The sequence below is a fragment of the Vibrio sp. FF266 genome (assembly GCF_041439695.1).
Classification (GTDB): Bacteria; Pseudomonadota; Gammaproteobacteria; order Enterobacterales; family Vibrionaceae; genus Vibrio; species Vibrio tasmaniensis_A.
Genome location: NZ_JBGOOO010000021.1, coordinates 44,685 through 62,084, shown reverse-complemented (window position 1 = coordinate 62,084; position 17,400 = coordinate 44,685). Strand labels below are relative to the sequence as shown.

Annotated in this window: 16 protein-coding genes; 11 read left to right on the top strand and 5 right to left on the bottom strand. The window is 43.7% G+C overall.

Translation table 11 applies throughout. The annotated features are described in order from the left end of the window. Nucleotides 1-521: 521 nt before the first annotated feature. The 3 genes from ACED59_RS15815 (at nt 522) to ACED59_RS15805 (ending at nt 3,759) form a co-directional block, all read left to right on the top strand. On the top strand, nt 522-1,505 hold the full coding sequence (locus ACED59_RS15815) for a GTP-binding protein (RefSeq protein WP_017097495.1): 984 nt from the start codon (nt 522-524) through the stop codon (nt 1,503-1,505). Between the two features lie 182 nt (nt 1,506-1,687). Then, nucleotides 1,688-2,974 (top strand): DEAD/DEAH box helicase, encoded by a 1,287-nt coding sequence (locus ACED59_RS15810; RefSeq protein ID WP_012600498.1) that lies wholly within the window; start codon nt 1,688-1,690, stop codon nt 2,972-2,974. 164 nt (nt 2,975-3,138) lie between these two features. Further along, a complete protein-coding gene (locus tag ACED59_RS15805) occupies nt 3,139-3,759 on the top strand; it encodes a LysE family translocator (RefSeq protein ID WP_004731394.1) in 621 nt (206 codons plus the stop codon). 263 nt (nt 3,760-4,022) lie between these two features. Here the strand turns inward: ACED59_RS15805 and ACED59_RS15800 are convergent, their stop codons facing one another. After that, complete coding sequence (locus ACED59_RS15800) at nt 4,023-6,050, bottom strand: PhoX family phosphatase (RefSeq protein ID WP_017097494.1); 2,028 nt, start codon at nt 6,048-6,050, stop codon at nt 4,023-4,025. A gap of 254 nt (nt 6,051-6,304) precedes the next feature. On the opposite strand from ACED59_RS15800, the gene ACED59_RS15795 reads away from it, so the two are divergent. Continuing rightward, nucleotides 6,305-6,646 carry a YggL family protein gene (locus ACED59_RS15795; RefSeq protein ID WP_004731398.1) on the top strand — a complete coding sequence of 114 codons (342 nt, stop codon included), beginning with the start codon at nt 6,305-6,307 and terminating at the stop codon, nt 6,644-6,646. A 267-nt stretch (nt 6,647-6,913) separates the two neighbouring features. On the opposite strand, the gene ACED59_RS15790 is transcribed toward ACED59_RS15795, so the two are convergent. Continuing rightward, nucleotides 6,914-7,369 (bottom strand): hypothetical protein, encoded by a 456-nt coding sequence (locus ACED59_RS15790; protein ID WP_017097493.1) that lies wholly within the window; start codon nt 7,367-7,369, stop codon nt 6,914-6,916. A 151-nt stretch (nt 7,370-7,520) separates the two neighbouring features. Continuing rightward, entirely contained in the window at nt 7,521-8,450 is a 930-nt protein-coding gene (locus tag ACED59_RS15785) for a DMT family transporter (protein ID WP_029223879.1), read from the bottom strand. Nucleotides 8,451-8,599: 149 nt separating this feature from the next. On the opposite strand from ACED59_RS15785, the gene ACED59_RS15780 reads away from it, so the two are divergent. Continuing rightward, nucleotides 8,600-9,058 carry an Lrp/AsnC family transcriptional regulator gene (locus ACED59_RS15780; protein ID WP_009845472.1) on the top strand — a complete coding sequence of 153 codons (459 nt, stop codon included), beginning with the start codon at nt 8,600-8,602 and terminating at the stop codon, nt 9,056-9,058. A 237-nt stretch (nt 9,059-9,295) separates the two neighbouring features. Here ACED59_RS15780 and ACED59_RS15775 read toward each other — a convergent pair whose 3' ends face one another. Together ACED59_RS15775 and ACED59_RS15770 are read right to left on the bottom strand one after the other, a co-directional pair. Further along, on the bottom strand, nt 9,296-9,538 hold the full coding sequence (locus ACED59_RS15775) for a hypothetical protein (RefSeq protein WP_009845471.1): 243 nt from the start codon (nt 9,536-9,538) through the stop codon (nt 9,296-9,298). A gap of 260 nt (nt 9,539-9,798) precedes the next feature. Then, nucleotides 9,799-10,374 carry a hypothetical protein gene (locus tag ACED59_RS15770; RefSeq protein WP_017097491.1) on the bottom strand — a complete coding sequence of 192 codons (576 nt, stop codon included), beginning with the start codon at nt 10,372-10,374 and terminating at the stop codon, nt 9,799-9,801. A 96-nt stretch (nt 10,375-10,470) separates the two neighbouring features. Here ACED59_RS15770 and ACED59_RS15765 point away from each other — a divergent pair, with 96 nt between their 5' ends. The 6 genes from ACED59_RS15765 (at nt 10,471) to ACED59_RS15740 (ending at nt 17,282) form a co-directional block, all read left to right on the top strand. After that, nucleotides 10,471-11,151 carry a hypothetical protein gene (locus ACED59_RS15765; RefSeq protein ID WP_017097490.1) on the top strand — a complete coding sequence of 227 codons (681 nt, stop codon included), beginning with the start codon at nt 10,471-10,473 and terminating at the stop codon, nt 11,149-11,151. Nucleotides 11,152-11,719: 568 nt separating this feature from the next. Beyond that, the gene (locus ACED59_RS15760) at nt 11,720-12,460 is read left to right on the top strand and encodes an SDR family oxidoreductase (RefSeq protein ID WP_009845468.1); all 741 of its coding nucleotides are present in this window, start codon (nt 11,720-11,722) and stop codon (nt 12,458-12,460) included. A 26-nt stretch (nt 12,461-12,486) separates the two neighbouring features. Next, complete coding sequence (locus ACED59_RS15755) at nt 12,487-13,698, top strand: acetyl-CoA C-acetyltransferase (RefSeq protein ID WP_017097489.1); 1,212 nt, start codon at nt 12,487-12,489, stop codon at nt 13,696-13,698. A gap of 131 nt (nt 13,699-13,829) precedes the next feature. Beyond that, complete coding sequence (locus tag ACED59_RS15750) at nt 13,830-14,177, top strand: phasin family protein (RefSeq protein ID WP_012600514.1); 348 nt, start codon at nt 13,830-13,832, stop codon at nt 14,175-14,177. A gap of 73 nt (nt 14,178-14,250) precedes the next feature. After that, a complete protein-coding gene (gene phaC, locus ACED59_RS15745; protein ID WP_371705047.1) occupies nt 14,251-16,062 on the top strand; it encodes a class I poly(R)-hydroxyalkanoic acid synthase in 1,812 nt (603 codons plus the stop codon). A gap of 257 nt (nt 16,063-16,319) precedes the next feature. Next, nucleotides 16,320-17,282 carry a DUF2860 domain-containing protein gene (locus ACED59_RS15740; RefSeq protein WP_009845464.1) on the top strand — a complete coding sequence of 321 codons (963 nt, stop codon included), beginning with the start codon at nt 16,320-16,322 and terminating at the stop codon, nt 17,280-17,282. Nucleotides 17,283-17,400: the final 118 nt, after the last annotated feature.

The following is a 17,400-nucleotide window of genomic DNA, read 5'->3' as shown; positions in this document are numbered from 1 at the left end:
GGGTTGAGGCGGGTTCACCGTAAATTATACGCTTCCTCTACATATCCTATAGCAACAAAGATGAAAAGTTGAATTTCATTTATGGAATGCACGTGTTACATAAATGGAATCTATGGACAATAGTTGAATCGCCGTCACAATTTTGATCGATTCTCTGGTGGCGGCTTGAATATCCCCAAAAATGAACCATAGTTAAATCGTAAAGCAACATAACGAACCGCAAGGAGAAGTGAGGTTTTACACACAATTTGGATGGATTCAGAATAAAGTTTTAGTTCCTCGTTAAATGTTCAGGTCGATATTTAAGGCTTCCTGATTCGCGAACTCACGATTGAGTAACGAGGGTGAGGCGTACTGAGTAAGTACGCCTTTAGTTCGTCTGGAGTATTCCTTTTTCATAGTTCCCCCCTTTCTAGTGACACTCATACAACTTCTGGCCTAAATCATTCTCCGTATAAACAAGCGATTGGGGTCAATTTCTCCGTGATTGTGTATATACTCCTAAAAAAAGGAGAACTGATATGACCAAAAAAGTTCCTACAAACATAATTACGGGTTTCTTGGGTGTTGGCAAAACGACAGCTATTTTGAACCTGCTCAAAAATAAACCTGAGAATGAAAACTGGGCTGTTCTGGTTAATGAGTTCGGGGAAATTGGCATCGATGGCGCATTGATGACAGATCAAGGTGCTTTGATTAAAGAAGTACCGGGTGGCTGCATGTGCTGTACCGCTGGTGTGCCTATGTCAGTGGGTATTAATGCTTTACTACGCCAGAAGCCGGACCGTTTATTGATTGAACCTACAGGGCTTGGTCATCCAAAGCAGGTTATTGCGACGTTAACTTCAGAGCAATACACACCTTACGTTGACCTAAAAGCGACGCTAGGTTTGGTTGACCCAAGAAATCTGTCGATTGAGAAATATACGTCTAATCAGAACTTCAATGATCAACTGGACAGTGCTGATGTGATTCTTGGTACTAAGGTTGACCTTGTTCATTCTGAAGACATCGATGTGTTCAATGATTGGGTGACGGATCAAACGCCAGCAAAAGTCTTCCATAAGCTAATTCACGATGGTGAAGTGCCATTGGAAGTGTTGGACATTGAAAGAGTATACGGCAGTGCTTCCTCTCATATTGAAGCGCATCATCACGATCACGCTGAGCAAGAGCCTCAATTCCAACTTCCTCCCGGTGAAGCTTTCATCCGTAAAGAGAATAAAGGGCAGGGTTATTTTAGTTGTGGTTGGTTGTTTGGTGCAGAGCATAAGTTCGACTTCGATGCGCTATTCTCTATGTTATCGGAGCTAACGGCTGAGCGCGTGAAAGCCGTGGTAAATACTGACCAAGGTTGCTACGCGTTCAACGTGGCGAATCAAGTTGTATCTGTGAATGAAATTACACTGGACGGCTTTGAGTCTCGTCTTGAAGTGATTGACTCGCAGCTCATGCCGTGGAGCGATCTCGAGCAGATTCTACTCAAGCTGTGTGGCATCAAATAGCCCTGTTTTTGCTGTTTGAACTGATGATCTCGGTGTTTACTTCGTTGAAGGTGGGGTAAACACCAGATTAAATGAGAAAGTTTGCGTTATATCACGATAAATGTGAGATAAATCACTCTAATTACTTTATAGTGCTCGGCTGAAATAAGAATGTAGGCTGTCTGCTTAAGGAACCCGTAACAATGTCATTTTCCTCTCAAGGTTTTGCTCCTGAATTAGTCAAAGCGTTGACTGAGTGTGGTTATGAAAAACTCACTCCAATTCAACAAAAAGCGATTCCAATGGCTCGTAAAGGCCATGATATTTTTGCTACTGCTCAAACCGGTACGGGTAAAACAGCGGCATTTTCATTGCCTGTTATCCAACACCTTTTGAACAGCGGCAAAAAGGCGTCTAGAGGAACGGCTCGCGGCCTTATTCTTGCTCCAACTCGAGAGCTAGCTGCGCAGATCGCTCAAAACATTAAAGACTACGTTAAATACACTGAACTAAGCGTTTCAGCGGTTTACGGTGGTAACAAAATGTCTTCACAAGTTCGTCAATTAGAGCTGGGTGTGGATATTTTGGTTGCAACACCTGGCCGTTTAGAAGAACACTTAGAAGCGGGTAACGTGTCTATCGCAAACCTAGAATTTCTAGTATTTGATGAAGCTGACCGTATCCTTGATATGGGCTTTATCAATGCCGTTCGTAAGATCATGCTAGATGTAGAAACATCACCGCAAATCATGATGTTCTCTGCAACGACTTCTACTCAGCTAAACCAACTGTCTGTTGATATTCTGCGTAAACCAAAACGTATCAGTGTTGAGCGTGAAAACTCAACGGCTGCAACTGTTGGTCACGTGGTGTATCCAGTTGATCAAGAGCGTAAAACAGAGCTACTTTCTGAGCTGATCGGTCGTAAAAACTGGCGCCAAGTGCTTGTGTTCGTGAACTACAAAGAAACAGCAAACGATGTAGTTAAAGAGCTCAAGCTTGACGGCATTAAAGCGGTACTTTGTCACGGTGATAAAGCGCAAAGTGCTCGTCGTCGTGCGTTGGATGACTTCAAAGAAGGCAGAGCGCGCGTAATGGTTGCAACCGACGTTGCGGCACGTGGTCTTGATATCGAAGACTTACCACACGTAATTAACTATGACATGCCTTTCCTAGCGGAAGATTACGTTCACCGTATTGGTCGTACAGGTCGTGCTGGTAAACAAGGTCATGCAATCTCTTTTGTTAACCGCGAAGAAGAGCTGACTGTTGTTCAAGTCGAAAAACTGATTCAACAACGTATTCGCCGTGTTGAACAACCGGGTTATGAACCGAAGAAACGTGATGCTTACATCGAGAAGCTGAACACTAAATCGGCTTACAAAAACCGCCAAGGTCGTAAGAACAACGCGAACGAAGAGCCTCAAGATCAAGCAAGCGCTGAACGTCGTTTGACTATGATGAAGCGAATTAAAAACCGTCGTAAGTAATTACGGTTGGTGACTAAAAAGAGCCACTGTTATGTGGCTCTTTTTGTTTGTATTGTTCGTAATATTGGTTATTGTCATCACGACTTCGTTTCAACATCGCTTCATTTCAAGTCCGATCAAGAAGCAAAAGCCACTAAATAAAAATAAGCCAGTAAGGTAATAATATGGATAGCGCACTACTTTGGGCTTTTATTCCCACGTTTTTCTTCGTGTCAATCACGCCCGGTATGTGTATGACTTTGGCGTTGACACTTGGAATGAGTGTTGGATACAAACGTACATTATGGATGATGATCGGTGAATTGGCTGGTGTTGCGGTGGTTTCTATTGCTGCGGTATTGGGTATTGCATCTATTATGTTGAACTACCCGTGGCTTTTTACAGGCTTCAAATTTGTTGGTGCAGCTTACTTGTTCTATTTAGGCGTTCAGATGTGGCGTTCGAGAGGCAAACTGGCGATCAGCACTGACAACCAAACAACAAAAGTCAGCAATGATTGGGACTTGGTGGTTCAAGGTTTTGTCACTGCAATTGCGAACCCAAAAGGCTGGGCGTTTATGATTTCTCTGCTGCCTCCCTTTATTAACAGCAATAAAGACTTAGCGCCGCAGTTGTTGATTTTAGTGTCGATTATTCTGGTTTCTGAGTTTGTTTGCATGACCTTATACGCGACAGGCGGAAAGAGCTTAAAGCATATGCTGGGCAAAGCCGATAACGTTAAGTTAATGAACCGTATTGCAGGTACGTTGATGATGGGCGTTGGTGTTTGGTTGTTCGTGAGTTAATTGTGATTAACGGTATTGCGATCAACGATAACGATTAGAGATCCCGACTCAGTCGTTCCTCCTTCTCGAGGATGACGGTGCGTGATTTGGTTTGGGGTGAAGAGCAGTTTGCAAAGTCGCAGATCATTAGTTGAATCAAAGATCGTATAGGATTTAAAAAAGAGCGATAGGGCATTTGGCCTTATCGCTCTTTTTTGATTTTACTAGCTAGCGAACAGAAACTAGATAACAGTAAGGTTGCTGATCTTAGCTAGATTTGCTTATTAAACCGCGATTTCACCGCCGTCTTCACGACGAATCACAACGGTAGATGCTCTTGGGCGAACATTGCCTTGAGTCTGTGCGGTCGCATCTTCTGACGATGGCCAGTTTGCAGGGTGTTGAATGTTTACAAATAGCGATTTGAAATCTGGGCTGATGGTAAAGCCTGTTACTTCACAACCGTTTGGACCAACAAAGAAGCGTTTAAGTTGTGCTTGGTTGTTTGCATCAATTACCGCGCTGTTGCCGTTGTCATCCGTTAGCTGAGATGGAACCACTGCCAGCATTTGGTCATTGGTGTAGCCAGTAACTTCGTCTGCGCCGTTATCCGTCTGAATCCAGAGAATGCCACGAGCATCGAACGCTAAGCCGTCAGGGCTCGCGAATTGGTTCATGTCAGTTAGACCTGAGCGGTTAATAGACTTGTCATCCACTGCTGGAGAACCGAAGACAAAGATATCCCAATCGAACTCGCCTGCTGTCTTGCCTTCATCCCAACGAATAACATGACCGAACTTGTTGTCTACGCGAGGGTTCGCAGAGTTCGCTTCTTTACGCTTGTTGTTATTAGTCAGCGTAAGGTAAGCCGTCCCCGTCATTGGGTCAACAGAGCACCATTCAGGGCGATCCATTGGTGTTGCGCCTACAAGGTCGGCTGCGCCTGCTGTATTGATGATAAGCGCTGCTTGAGAGTCAAATGAATCGCCTAGCTTACCGCCGTTTGTGGTCTTACTGCTCAGAGTCAGTGGTAACCAAGTGCCTGAACCATCATCGTTGAACTTAGCCACATACAGTGTGCCTTTGTCCATGTACTTGTCACCCGCACTTAGACGGTTACTTGGCTCAGCGTCACGCGGGTCCCATTTCTCTTCAGAAACGAATTTGTACAGGTATTCAAAACGAGAGTCGTGGCCAGAATAGAACACGATAGGCTCACCTTCAGTAAGTTTGCCAAACGTACAGCCTTCATGACGGAAACAACCCAATGCTGAACGTTTCTTAGCACGAGAGTTTGCTGTGTATGGGTCGATTTCAACAATGTAGCCGTGACCATTTGCTTCGTTACGGTAGTCATCAATCGGCGAATCAGCGCTTGGTGTTACGTCAAAGCGCGCGAACTCGTCTAAGCGTTCTTGTTGGTTGCCAGAAAGCGTGTCCCAACCGTAACGTGTTTTGTCGGTTGCGATGCCAATACGTTCTTGTGCTGGCGTTGTCTCGCCTTTATTAACAAAATAACCCGGCCAGTTCTCTTCACATGTTAGGAAAGTGCCCCAAGGTGTGTAGCCATTACCACAGTTGTTCAGCGTGCCGCGAGCTTGGCTGCCGTCTTGTGAGAATTTGGTTTTAGTAAACTCACTGTGAGCAACAGGGCCAGAGAGATCCATTACGGTCGCGCCCGTGTAGCGGCGGTTCAGTGGATCGTTATCCACCATCACCCACTGGTTGCCATCCAGTTTTACACGAACCACACTCACGCCGTGCGCGTTGATTTCTTTGCGTACTTCATCAAGGCTAGGGCGGTTGCCTTCATTGTATGTTGGGCCATTAGCGTGCAGTGCTTTTTGGTCGATGTATTCGTGGTTGATCACCAACAAGCCGTCGTTACTGTTGCCATCAAGCGGGAAGAAGTGCATGCCGTCGTGGTGCATGCCCAGTGAGTTCGCTTGATCTTGTGCATTGTTGGTTCCATCTTTTAACCAAGCCTTGCCTTGCTTGTTTAGTGGGGTACCCCAAGGAACCAATACTTGTGCTGTATAGCCTTTTGGTACAACGACACTGTCTGTCAAAGAGCCTTTAACCGATTCGAAGGCAAGTGTTGCGGTGCTTTTGTGCGCGCCCGTTGCTTGCATTGTCGTAGCGTTAGCCGTGCTATGACCCGCTAAACCAAATGCGCCAAAGGCGGTCATTGCACTGATGCCAAGACCGCCTTTCAGAACGTTTCTTCTTGAAAGGTTCGCATCTAGAACTTCTTCGAAAGGCTTGTTGTTACTCTTGTTAAAACGAGTGCTATCAAATGTTTCCTTGCTCATCGGGACTGCTTCCTGTTGGCTGACTTTATTATTCGTTATTTATGACTTACCCATTTACTAATGAATTGGTTAATAACTTGGGCTGATGTGTGAGCAATCGTGAAGCAGTTAAGTGACAGATTTTTATAGTTTTGATTAAGGTTTTGTTTCTGTAGCACGATTTTTGCTGCTAAGCCTCTCGTGCAATACAAAACTCTTGGGAATTAACGAAGAACTGTGTATAAATGCTTTATCAAACGAAAAGAGAGACAGTTATGAAATTAGATAAAATCGAAAACAAAAATCGCCGCCTACGCAAGAAGTTATACCTAGGTGAATTCGCTATTCTAGGTTTTGAAGTAAGCTGCACGACTTCGATTGCTGATTTTGACCAGTACGATGTGTTCATTGACGAATTCATCGATTTCATTGATAGCATCGGTCTGTGCTTTGGTGGCGGTGGCCTTGAGCTGTTTGAAGGTTTCTTATGTTCTATTGAGCGCTACCGTTCAGTAACAGAAGCAGAACAACTGCAAGTAGCGCAGTGGCTTGAAGCTCGCGCAGAAGTAAGCAAAGTAGAAGTAAGCGAACTTGTTGACGCAAACTACGCATTCTAAATTGGTGGTGTATTGTTCGCTCAGCTGAAATCGATGGAGCTTTCGTGAGAGAACTTTGACACATCAGATAAAAGGCCCAGTCGGTATGTCGATTGGGCCTTTTGCGTTTGGTCAGCTCAACACCAGACCTCGGATTTCAGGTGTTGTAGTTTTCTTCGATTTAGAACCTGTACGACTTGTCCAAGGGGGAGCGACTAACTTGTTGGAGTGTTTGAAGCAGAATTGGAAATATGCGCTTTTTCAATTCGTCCCGTGACTTAGTGCTATTTACTTAGCGTCGTTTTCTTCGTTCACTTTTGCATAGAAATGCAGCAACTCTGTGAGCTCTTTTACCCAACCAAATGCTTCTGTCGGTGCTTTCGACAAAATCTTCTCGACTTTGTCACAGTGAGTTTCAAGGCTGATCGCTTGTTCAAGGTTGAACGACATTGCATAGAAGTGCCAAAGTAATAGGCGAGTCATGCGCTCGATGTTTTGTTGTGAGTTATCCGACTCACTAAACGCAAGGTTCACTTCACTTAGCGCGATTGCTGTCATTCGCAACATAGCATCAAATTTTGCTGATTGCATACGCTCGTCATTGGTCACTTCTTCCTGTTCGAACGTAAACAGTTCCGTCATTGCATCTTCAGGGACAAGGCGATGAATCATTCTTAAACTAAATTCTTCTAGTTCTTCACGAGGCATGTTGTTTAAGCAAGTTAAAGTGTAATCGCGTTGCATGGTGTTCTCTTAGATGAGCAAAAAGGTCGGACAGTTTAATGGAGAAGCGGACTTAGAAAAAGTAGATTTTGGATAAGCCTACATTTGTAGACTTATCTGTGTACTACAAGCCTTAAAATCACGGCTTAGACTGGCAGGTTTGAACGTAGTATCAGGCTTTGCTATGGCTTGGGGGTTGATACTGCATAGACCTGTCATGCCTCATGAAAATGTTGCTCGCAACCAGGCTGCCGATGCAAATCGAACCAAGCGCTAACCAAGTCATCGTATCCGGAATTTCGTTGAACAGTGGGATCGCCAACAAGGTTGCAACAGCAGGTGTTGCACTACCAAAAGCGGCTGAGCGTTCTGCTCCTAGTGTATTAACAGCATATAGATAAGTGAATGCTGCTATTAAGCCTGCACCTACGCCTTGCACCGCAGAATGCACGGCAAGCTCTGTAACTGGCCATTGAGCAATTGGTGTATCCACTAAATGGCTAGGGAGGGTTCCTGTAAGGATAAGGACCAGCAACAGCAAGGTGGAACAGAATGAGATAAAACCTGCACTCACGAGCGCATTAAGGTTGGCAACACGTGCTGAGATGGTAAAAGTCGCCCACATCAAACTGCCAAACAAAAACAACACGTGACCTTTGGTATATTCAAAGTTGAAGCTGCTTAAGCTACTTCCCAGAAACAACAATATCCCAAGCGAAACCAGACCTAAACCAACGACACGGTGTCGGCTAAGCGGCTGCTTAAAAAAGAGTACCGCGATCCCTGTTACGAATAGAGGAAGCGTTCCCGGAACTAAAGCACTCCCGTGTGATACCGGAACGAACTGCATGGCTGTTCCTGCAACGAGTAAATAAGGTAACCCGCACCCCACAAACATACCGGCCAAGTATCGATTCGGGACAGCAGCGATCGTGCTACGTGCTTTCCACACCAAAGGTAATAACGCCAATGCTGGCATGAGGAATCGAGTCAGTGCGATGTCTGCAGGTGTTAAATCTGAATTTGCGCCGCCTTTAAGAGAAAGGAAAAAGCTCGCCCAGATGAGCAGAGTGACAGTAATTGATAAATAGCCAAGCTTCATAATAAACAAGGAAAGTGAATGATGATTAATTATGGGGTACTTGGTGTGCCATAGGTTGGCAAGTTTTGTTCTAACTTGAGTTGTAGTTGATGATTTCTGCTAATATCTTGCCAATTGTTAACGAATTTAACCAATAATTGGTATTTGCTATGGATAGGATTGATAGACATCTTCTTGAGTTGCTTCAGAAAGACGGCAGGCTAACCACCGCTGAGTTAGCTGATGAAGTTGGCTTATCGGCTTCACCGTGCGCGAGGCGCATCAAAAGACTGGAAGAAAAAGGGATTATTGATGGTTACCGTGTGAGCCTGTCACGGGAACAGGTCGGCATCGCAATGAGCGTGTTTGTTGAGGTGAGCTTGAACAACCACCAAGAAGTGTCGATTGATAAATTTGAAAGTGCGGTTGTCGAGATGGAAGAGGTCATCAGCTGCCACGTTGTATCTGGGGCTTATGATTACTTGTTAGAAGTTGTCAGCCCTAACTTGATGGCTTACGAAGCATTTACCAGAAAGCTACAGCGACTCTCCAACGTAAAAGACATACATACCCATCTTGCGATTAGGCAAGTGAAAGGCAATGCGCCACTTCCGGTTTATACGGACTGACTGTTTATGCGAGCTAACGGTTTATACGAACAAACGGGCTATACGAACTAACTGTTTATACCGACTAAGCCGTAGGTAGGTGACACGCTGCCCGATGACATGAGCTGAAAAAGAAATGATTTTATGACGAATAGGAAGTACGGTCGCTATTAACGGCTATCTGACGAATGCGGATACGCAACAATAAAAAAACGGAGCACCTCGTGAAAGGTACTCCGTATATGATAGGTGCAAAACTTAGTGATACTTAAAGTTAGAGATTGAACAATCCCCGGTTTGAGCGTTGATTCTGAATGAAAAAGCATGTGAATGATAATCCACACCGTCATTCCAAATCGTCTCTCCAAATATCTTACATAGCTCTAGCTCACTTACTGAACCGAACTCTTCCATGTGTTTAGCGACAGATAAAAGTTTACCTCTTATCTCTGCAGTCCCTTCCGTGTTACTCAAGCAGTTGAAAGCCATAGTTTTTTGCATATTACCTAGCCAAAATATTTCTTGTTATTAAGTTATATGAATAATCATGATAACAATTTTCTGGCGTTTGTAAATCTATTTTGTGATGAATATCTCACATAGTCGCTTGCATTGGTCGGAAATTGAACGTCATTGTTGATAGTTACCACATTAGTTTTACAACTTATTGATAAAGCTTTGATTGATTGTATTTCTGAATGTGTTGGTTTGTTCGAACTATGATTATTGGGATAATCAAGTTAAGCAAGTGAGTAATCATTTTAGTTTTGTACATCGTTTATCGGTTGGTTTGTGTGGCGAGCTTCGTCAATCATCGTCGCTTCTTTACGGTATTTTGAAGAGAGCTGACGAAATTTTTTACTGAGTGTATGAAGATCTTGCGAGAGTGATTGTGAGCTTTGTACATGTACCTGTGCACTTTCTGTTTGACGCGGTAGTCTTGCTTTAGCGCAGTGTTTAGCTATGGTTTGCCACGAATGCGTTAGAGACTCCGCTCCATCTAGTTCTGTAGACACAATATACGCTTGTTTTAATAGAACCTCAGAGACATCATAAGCGGTATGCATATGACTATTGAGCTGCACATTAAATCTTTGTTCGTACTTTGCCCAAAGCCCAATGATCTGCTTTTCGTTGAAATGTTTAGATAGCAACGTTTGTGATTCATAGGTCGAGAGAACTTGGTTAAATTCTTTGGTGTATTGATTATAGCGTTCTTCAAATGATAACTGGCGATCTAACAGTGTTTGCCAGTTTTCACGGTCACAATGGTCTGCTAACGCGATATCGGCACTCAGAGGTACACTTATAATGACAACCTTCACCAAAAAATTCATGATTTACCTCTACTTAACTCGCTCTCTATTAAGAGTATAGATGAGCAGCAACATGAGTTGATGTACACTTGAAACATACCTAAAACGGAAGAGCTGGTGGATTTGATGAAAAAAGCGCTGATCGCTTTACTTGTGTTATTAATATTAGGCGGAGGAGGGGCTGCATACTATTTCTTCGTCATGAAAAAAGACCCCACTCCGCCAGAGAAAGAGGAAGCGCCGGCTGTTGAAGTCGCGGCGCAATCTGAATCTGACTTTGCATCCCTCACTACTACTCAGCCTGAGCCAGAACAGACTGAGTTCTACGTTTTAGATGGAAAACTAAAAGTAGTCGAGCGGCCCGAAATTGATGGTTTGATAACCGACTATCTTTATAAGGGTGAAAAGGTCGAACTACTAGAGAAGCAAGGCGAATGGGCTCGTATCTCTGACTATATTGTTTTAAAGGAAGGCGGACCACAGACGGCGGAATGGATTTCAATGTCTGGGCTATCTAGTGATGAAGTGATTATCTCTGAGCAAGAAAACAGAGAGATACTAGATTCATACTTATCTAAATCCGATGATCTGAAGCTCCATCAAGATAAGTTCCGCAACACGGTAGCTAAACTTATCTCTGAAGGGGAGTGCGACCCAAGTGATTTTGAAGAGTTAGGCGGTTGGGTTAAATCAGTTAAATACAGCAACCGAGACGTTTATTTTATTTATTGTGGTGGGTTGTCTCTTGAAAACAAAATTTATCTAGATGTAAATACTAATGAAACATTCACGAAGTAGGAGCCGATTCCTATTTAATATGGCTATTCGTCACTTAATTTTAATTACTCTATTTTTCCAAGAGAATAACTAAAGCCTACTCATAGATTGAGTAGGCTTTTTTATGCTACCTATAATGCTGGCTTTTTCTATTTACCCTATAATTCATATTGAATCTTATATATAACCATCATTAAATATTTATTAATGAGTAATAAGGTCTTTCCTATTATTCTCATGATCAATCATTTCAAATTCCCACATTGCATTCTTCTTGAAACAAGCTAGGAAGTGTTGGTTTATCTCTAATTAACAAAGGCTTACCTGCTTGTTGATAAAGTTGAAATTAAGTAAAGCTTATTTATTTCAGCGCCTTACGATAATTTACACGTGTGTAACATTTCACTAGAACTGTAAGGCAAGTCACGTTTTTAATCATACTCCCAAATTATTTTCGATTTGTAATAATACTTTTTGATTTTGAGTTGTAGGGTTTAATTAAAGCAAAACGTAAAGTTTAATTATCAACTAAGACATTATTTTATTAACATCATTGTTATTTAATTTCTTGTAAGGGATGGAATCATTAATGAAAAAGCTTGCTTTAATTACAGGGTCAAAAGGCGGTATCGGCTCAGCAATTTCCTCTAAGTTAGTTGCAGATGGCTATCGTGTTATCGCGACTTATTTTACTGGGAATTACCAATGCGCATTGGAATGGTTTAACGAAAAACAATTCACCGAAGATCAAGTGAGATTGTTTGAATTAGATGTTACCAATACTGCGGAATGTGCGCTGAGCTTAAGCAAGTTGTTAGAAGAAGAAGGCACGGTGGATGTGTTAGTCAATAACGCAGGTATTACACGTGATAGCGTCTTTAAAAAGATGGATGCCGAAGCGTGGAAAGACGTGATTGAAACAAACTTAAACAGCCTTTTCAACGTGACTCAACCTCTGTTCGCTCCTATGTGTGAAAAGGGTAACTGCCGAGTCATCAACATTTCTTCAGTGAACGGTCTTAAAGGTCAGTTTGGACAGACCAATTATTCCGCAGCAAAGGCTGGAATGATTGGTTTTTCAAAAGCCTTGGCAGCAGAGGGGGCTAGAAGCGGAGTGACGGTAAACGTGGTTGCCCCTGGCTACACAGGCACACCTATGGTTGAGCAAATGAAGCCTGAAGTCCTTGATTCGATTAAAAACCAAATCCCAATGAAACGTCTAGCGACGCCTGTAGAAATTGCAGACGCAGTGGGCTTTTTAGCGAGTGAGTCTGGGGCGTACATTACAGGTGAAACATTGTCTGTGAATGGCGGCTTGTACATGCACTAATTGGCGAAACTGAAGGGATTGGAATGATGGAAAAAGTATTTATGGTTGCGGCCAAGCGCACTCCTATTGGTGCATTTACTGGGTCGCTAAAAAACGTATCTGCGGGTGAGTTAGCTGGCGTTGCGATCAAAGGCGCACTTGAGTCTGTCGATCTTTCGTTAGATGCGATTGATGAAGTGATCGTCGGCAATGTGATTTCGGCAGGTCAAGGCATGGGGGTTGCTCGTCAGGCTTCCATTTATGCGGGGCTTCCTGAGGAAACGCCAGCATACGGCGTGAACATGATTTGCGGCAGCGGTATGAAATCAGTGATGGACGCAGCGGCGCACATCAAAGCACAAGATGCTGAAGTGGTTATTGCTGCTGGCGTTGAAGTGATGTCCCAAATTCCGTTTGTGGTGCCCGCGAGTGTTCGTAATGGTCACAAAATGGGTGATATCTCAATGAAAGACTTATTGGTTGGTGATGGCTTAACCGATGCGTTTAATCACTACCACATGGGCATGACGGCTGAAAATATCGCCAACACGTTAAATGTTTCGCGCCTAGCTCAAGATAACTATGCCCTAGAAAGCCAACAGAAAGCCGTCGCAGCGATTGAAGCGGGTAAGTTTAACGAGCAAATCGTGCCTGTAGAAGTTAAGCAGCGCAGACAAACCGTCATTTTTGATACCGATGAGTATCCGAAGTCAGACGCGACATTCGAAGCTTTGCAAAAGCTTCGCCCAGCCTTTGACCGTGAAGGTTCGGTTACGGCAGGTAACGCTTCGGGCATCAATGATGGCGCAAGTGCCATTATCTTAGCGTCTGAATCGGCGGTCGTGAAATATGGCCTGACACCACTGGTAGAGCTGAGCAGCTACGCGCAATCTGGTTTAGATCCCAAAATCATGGGGTTAGGCCCAGTAGAAGCGGTATCTAAAGCGCTTGATAAAGCGAATCTCACCCTCGAAGAAATAGATTTGTTTGAATTGAATGAAGCGTTTGCAGCACAAGCTCTTGGCGTAATGTACCAATTGTCAGAGCAGCATGATTTACCGCTTGATGCGTTCAAGCCAAAGGTCAATGTGAATGGTGGTGCAATCGCGCTTGGTCACCCTCTAGGTGCGTCTGGCAATCGAATTATTGTTTCACTCATCCATGAAATGCTTGAACAGAAAACGACTTATGGCGTTGCTTCACTCTGCGTGGGTGGAGGAATGGGAACCGCTGTTTTGCTAAAAGGTATTGAAGGTTAGAGCCTAAGGTATCGGTAGCAAGCTTAAAACATCGGATCAGCTTTTCAAAGCATCGCTAGCTCATAGATGAATGTTGGCTGAAACGATGATTATACAAACTTCTTAAACTATGTATTCATCAGGAGTTACTTATGTACACGGATATTTTCAAAACAATTACCGACCAAACAGAAAAGCAATTTGAACCGTACTTAAAGTTCAACAAGTTGGTTGCTAAGAACATTCAAACGATGACAGAACTGCAAATGAATGCGATGCAGACTTATACGGATATGGGTCTTTCTCAAATGAAGGCAGTAAGCGAAATCAAAGACGTAAACAGCCTGACCGCTTTCAATAGTCAACAACTCACGGCATTAACTCAACTGTCTCAGCAAATGATGAGTGACAGTACAAAATTGCAAGCGGCTGCCAAAGAGTTCAAAGACGATGTTGAAACACTAACAACTGAAAACTTGAAAACAGTCACACCTGCATAAATTTAATCGCCATCGAATGAGGCAGTTTTACTGTGACATTCGGTGGCGATTTTCCGATTATTGGAGTCATGTTATGTTTCAACACTTCTTTTCGGACTACCTTGTTAAACTTCAACAAACAAACCAGCAATGGTGGGATAATTTTGAACAAAACAAGGAAGCCGCGCAATCTCCCCTAAATCAAGCGATGCAAGAATTGAATTTTGATGATGCATCAAAAATCTTCGAGCAAGCCGCCAACCAACCCGCCGTCCTGCTTCAGCTGCAATCTCAATGGTGGGAACAGCAACTGCAAATCTGGCAAAACGCAGCACTGATGGGCAACACTGAAAGTATCATCTCAGAAGAGCGCAGTGATAAGCGCTTTATCGATGATGCATGGAAGAACGACCCTTTCTATAGCTTCATCAAGCAATCCTATTTGTTATTCAGTAAAAGCTACATCGACACCATCAATTCTATCGAAGGCATCGACGAGAAAACCAAAGAGCGTGTGGCGTTCTTTTCTCGTCAGGCAATCAATGCTCTCTCTCCAAGCAACTTTATTGCAACGAATCCAGAGTTGATGAAACTGACGCTTGAGCGAAATGGTGAAAACCTTCTCGATGGGTTAGAGCAGTTACAAGCAGACGTTGAAGCAAGCGCCGATATACTCAAGATCCGCATGACCAACAACAACGCTTTTCGATTAGGTGTGGATGTTGCGAACACCGAAGGTGATGTTGTCTTTCAAAACGAGTTGTTTGAACTGATTCAGTACCAACCAAAGACACCGCAGGTCAATGCGACGCCTTTGCTGGTCGTCCCGCCATTCATCAACAAGTACTACATTCTTGACCTTCGTGAGAAGAACTCGATGGTACGCTGGTTACTTGAGCAAGGACATAGTGTATTCATGATGTCTTGGCGCAACCCAGGTGAAGCGCAGAGGGACACTGAGTTTGGTGACTATGTCACGGAAGGCGTGGTTAAAGCCGTTGCTGCGATTGAAAACATCACAGGCAAAGAACAAATCAATGCGGCAGGTTATTGTATTGGCGGCACGGTACTCGCGTCTACGGTGGCTTACTACGCTGCGAAGCGCATGAAAAAGCGCATCAAAACAGCGACCTTTTTTACCACCTTGTTGGATTTCTCGCAGCCGGGTGAGGTGGGCGCGTATATCAATGAGACAATCATCAATGCTATTGAGAAGCAGAACGATGGCAAGGGCTATATGGATGGTCGTTCGTTGAGCGTGACGTTCAGTTTGCTTCGAGAGAACAGCTTATACTGGAACTACTATATTGATAACTACCTCAAAGGCAGTAGCCCGATGGAGTTTGATCTTCTGTACTGGAACAGTGATAGCACTAACGTGGCGGCTAAATGCCATAACTTCTTGCTGCGAGAGCTTTATCTTGAAAACAAACTGGTTCAAGACAAAGGCGTGAAAGTGGGCGGCGTATGGATTGATTTGAATAAAATTAAGATACCAAGCTACTTCATCTCGACCAAAGAAGACCATATCGCGTTGTGGCAGGGGACTTACCGTGGTGCATTGAACACTGGTGGCAACAAGACGTTTGTTCTGGGCGAGTCTGGTCATATCGCAGGCATTGTTAACCATCCAGAGAAAAAGAAATACGGCTACTGGTTGAACGACAACCTAGACGACTCTGCTGACGAATGGCTAAACAACGCAAGTCACAACGAAGGCTCATGGTGGACACATTGGGATCAATGGTTACAAGGCTTTGAAGCTGACGAGAAAATCGAACCTTTCAATCAAGGTTCCGAGCTTCACCCTGTGATTGGCAAGGCACCGGGTAACTATGTAAAACAGGTACTTCCTATCGTCGATAAAGAAGTCGTCGATGTAGAGGCTCCGAAAAGCGACGCTTAGCTTGTTTAACGTGAGTGGTTGATACCTATTTCTACTAGGGTATTAGCCACTTATATCAGAGGTGCACTTATCAAGCGCCTCAATACCCAAACGCCCAATACCACTTGAGGTGTAACAATACAAATTGTCGTAAAAAACGGCTGTATCGAGTTGTTGCATATGCCGTCAGTATATTCCCATAATGAAGTATCTCTATTCACCCCAAATTTACCTTCGAGTTGGCAAACTATTCGCTACTTTCATAAGGAGAAGTAGCGATGAATTACCGCATGTTAATGACTCTAGGGGTTTTGTTTAGTGCAAATGTATTGGCTGAACTTGATGAACCAGGCTGGGGAGGCGAAGTTGGAGTATTGGTCGGCTTTGGTAGTGAAACCGATGACTCAGAGGCTGTAAAAAAAGGCAGCTTGAACAGCAAGGGAGAATCGGATTCGAGTGCGCTTGTTGTACCACTGGGACAGTTGCGCTACACGTTTGGTTCAGATAGCGACCAGCAGGTCTTTATGGGGACCTCACGTGGCGATATCATTGAAGGTGTTTTTGCTTTTGAATTTGGCTACGCACTGGAATATGGCAACGAATCGGTTGTATCGTTCTCTTACCTCCCAACAATCGCAAATGGTGAAGTATGGGAAGACCCGTTTATAGCCAATACTGCGAGGACTAAAACCGACATCTCTGGTGATACCTTTCGCGTACAACTCGACAACTTATTAGATATTGGTTTATCGGGTGATTTCGCTGTCTACAAGCAAGACATTAAAAATGACAAATCGGGCGTTCATCTAGGAGTGCCAACAGGTGTACTCCAACGTGACGCTAAAGGCTATTATGCAAGCCTATCTATGGAGATGCCTGTTAGTGAGAGCTCTTTTATCGAACCATCGTTGTCTTATCAAAAACATCTTGCAGACGGTAAAGCAGTTTCTTTCTCTGATTACTCTGGCTCGTTGACCTACATAATGATGGTGGATGATCATGCATTCTCGGTCAATGCAGATTACAGTCACCGCTCATATGATGCATCCAATCCAGTATTCAAGAAAACACGTGAAGACAATGGATATAGCGCAACGCTTGGCTATGAATATATGGACGTTATGGGTTGGGAAGACTGGGGATTCAACGCATTAGCGGGTTATTCTAGTAACAATTCCAATATCGCATTCTACGATACCAGCGGATATTTGATGAGTGTTGGTGTTAGCTATCACTTTTAAGTAATTGACTACTTAATCACGATGAGTTGGGGCTAGCATATTTGTTAGCCCTTTTTATTGTTTACTTTTTCGGCTAGAGGCTGCGACTGAATATGAGTGATGAAGCTTAAATTCAGTC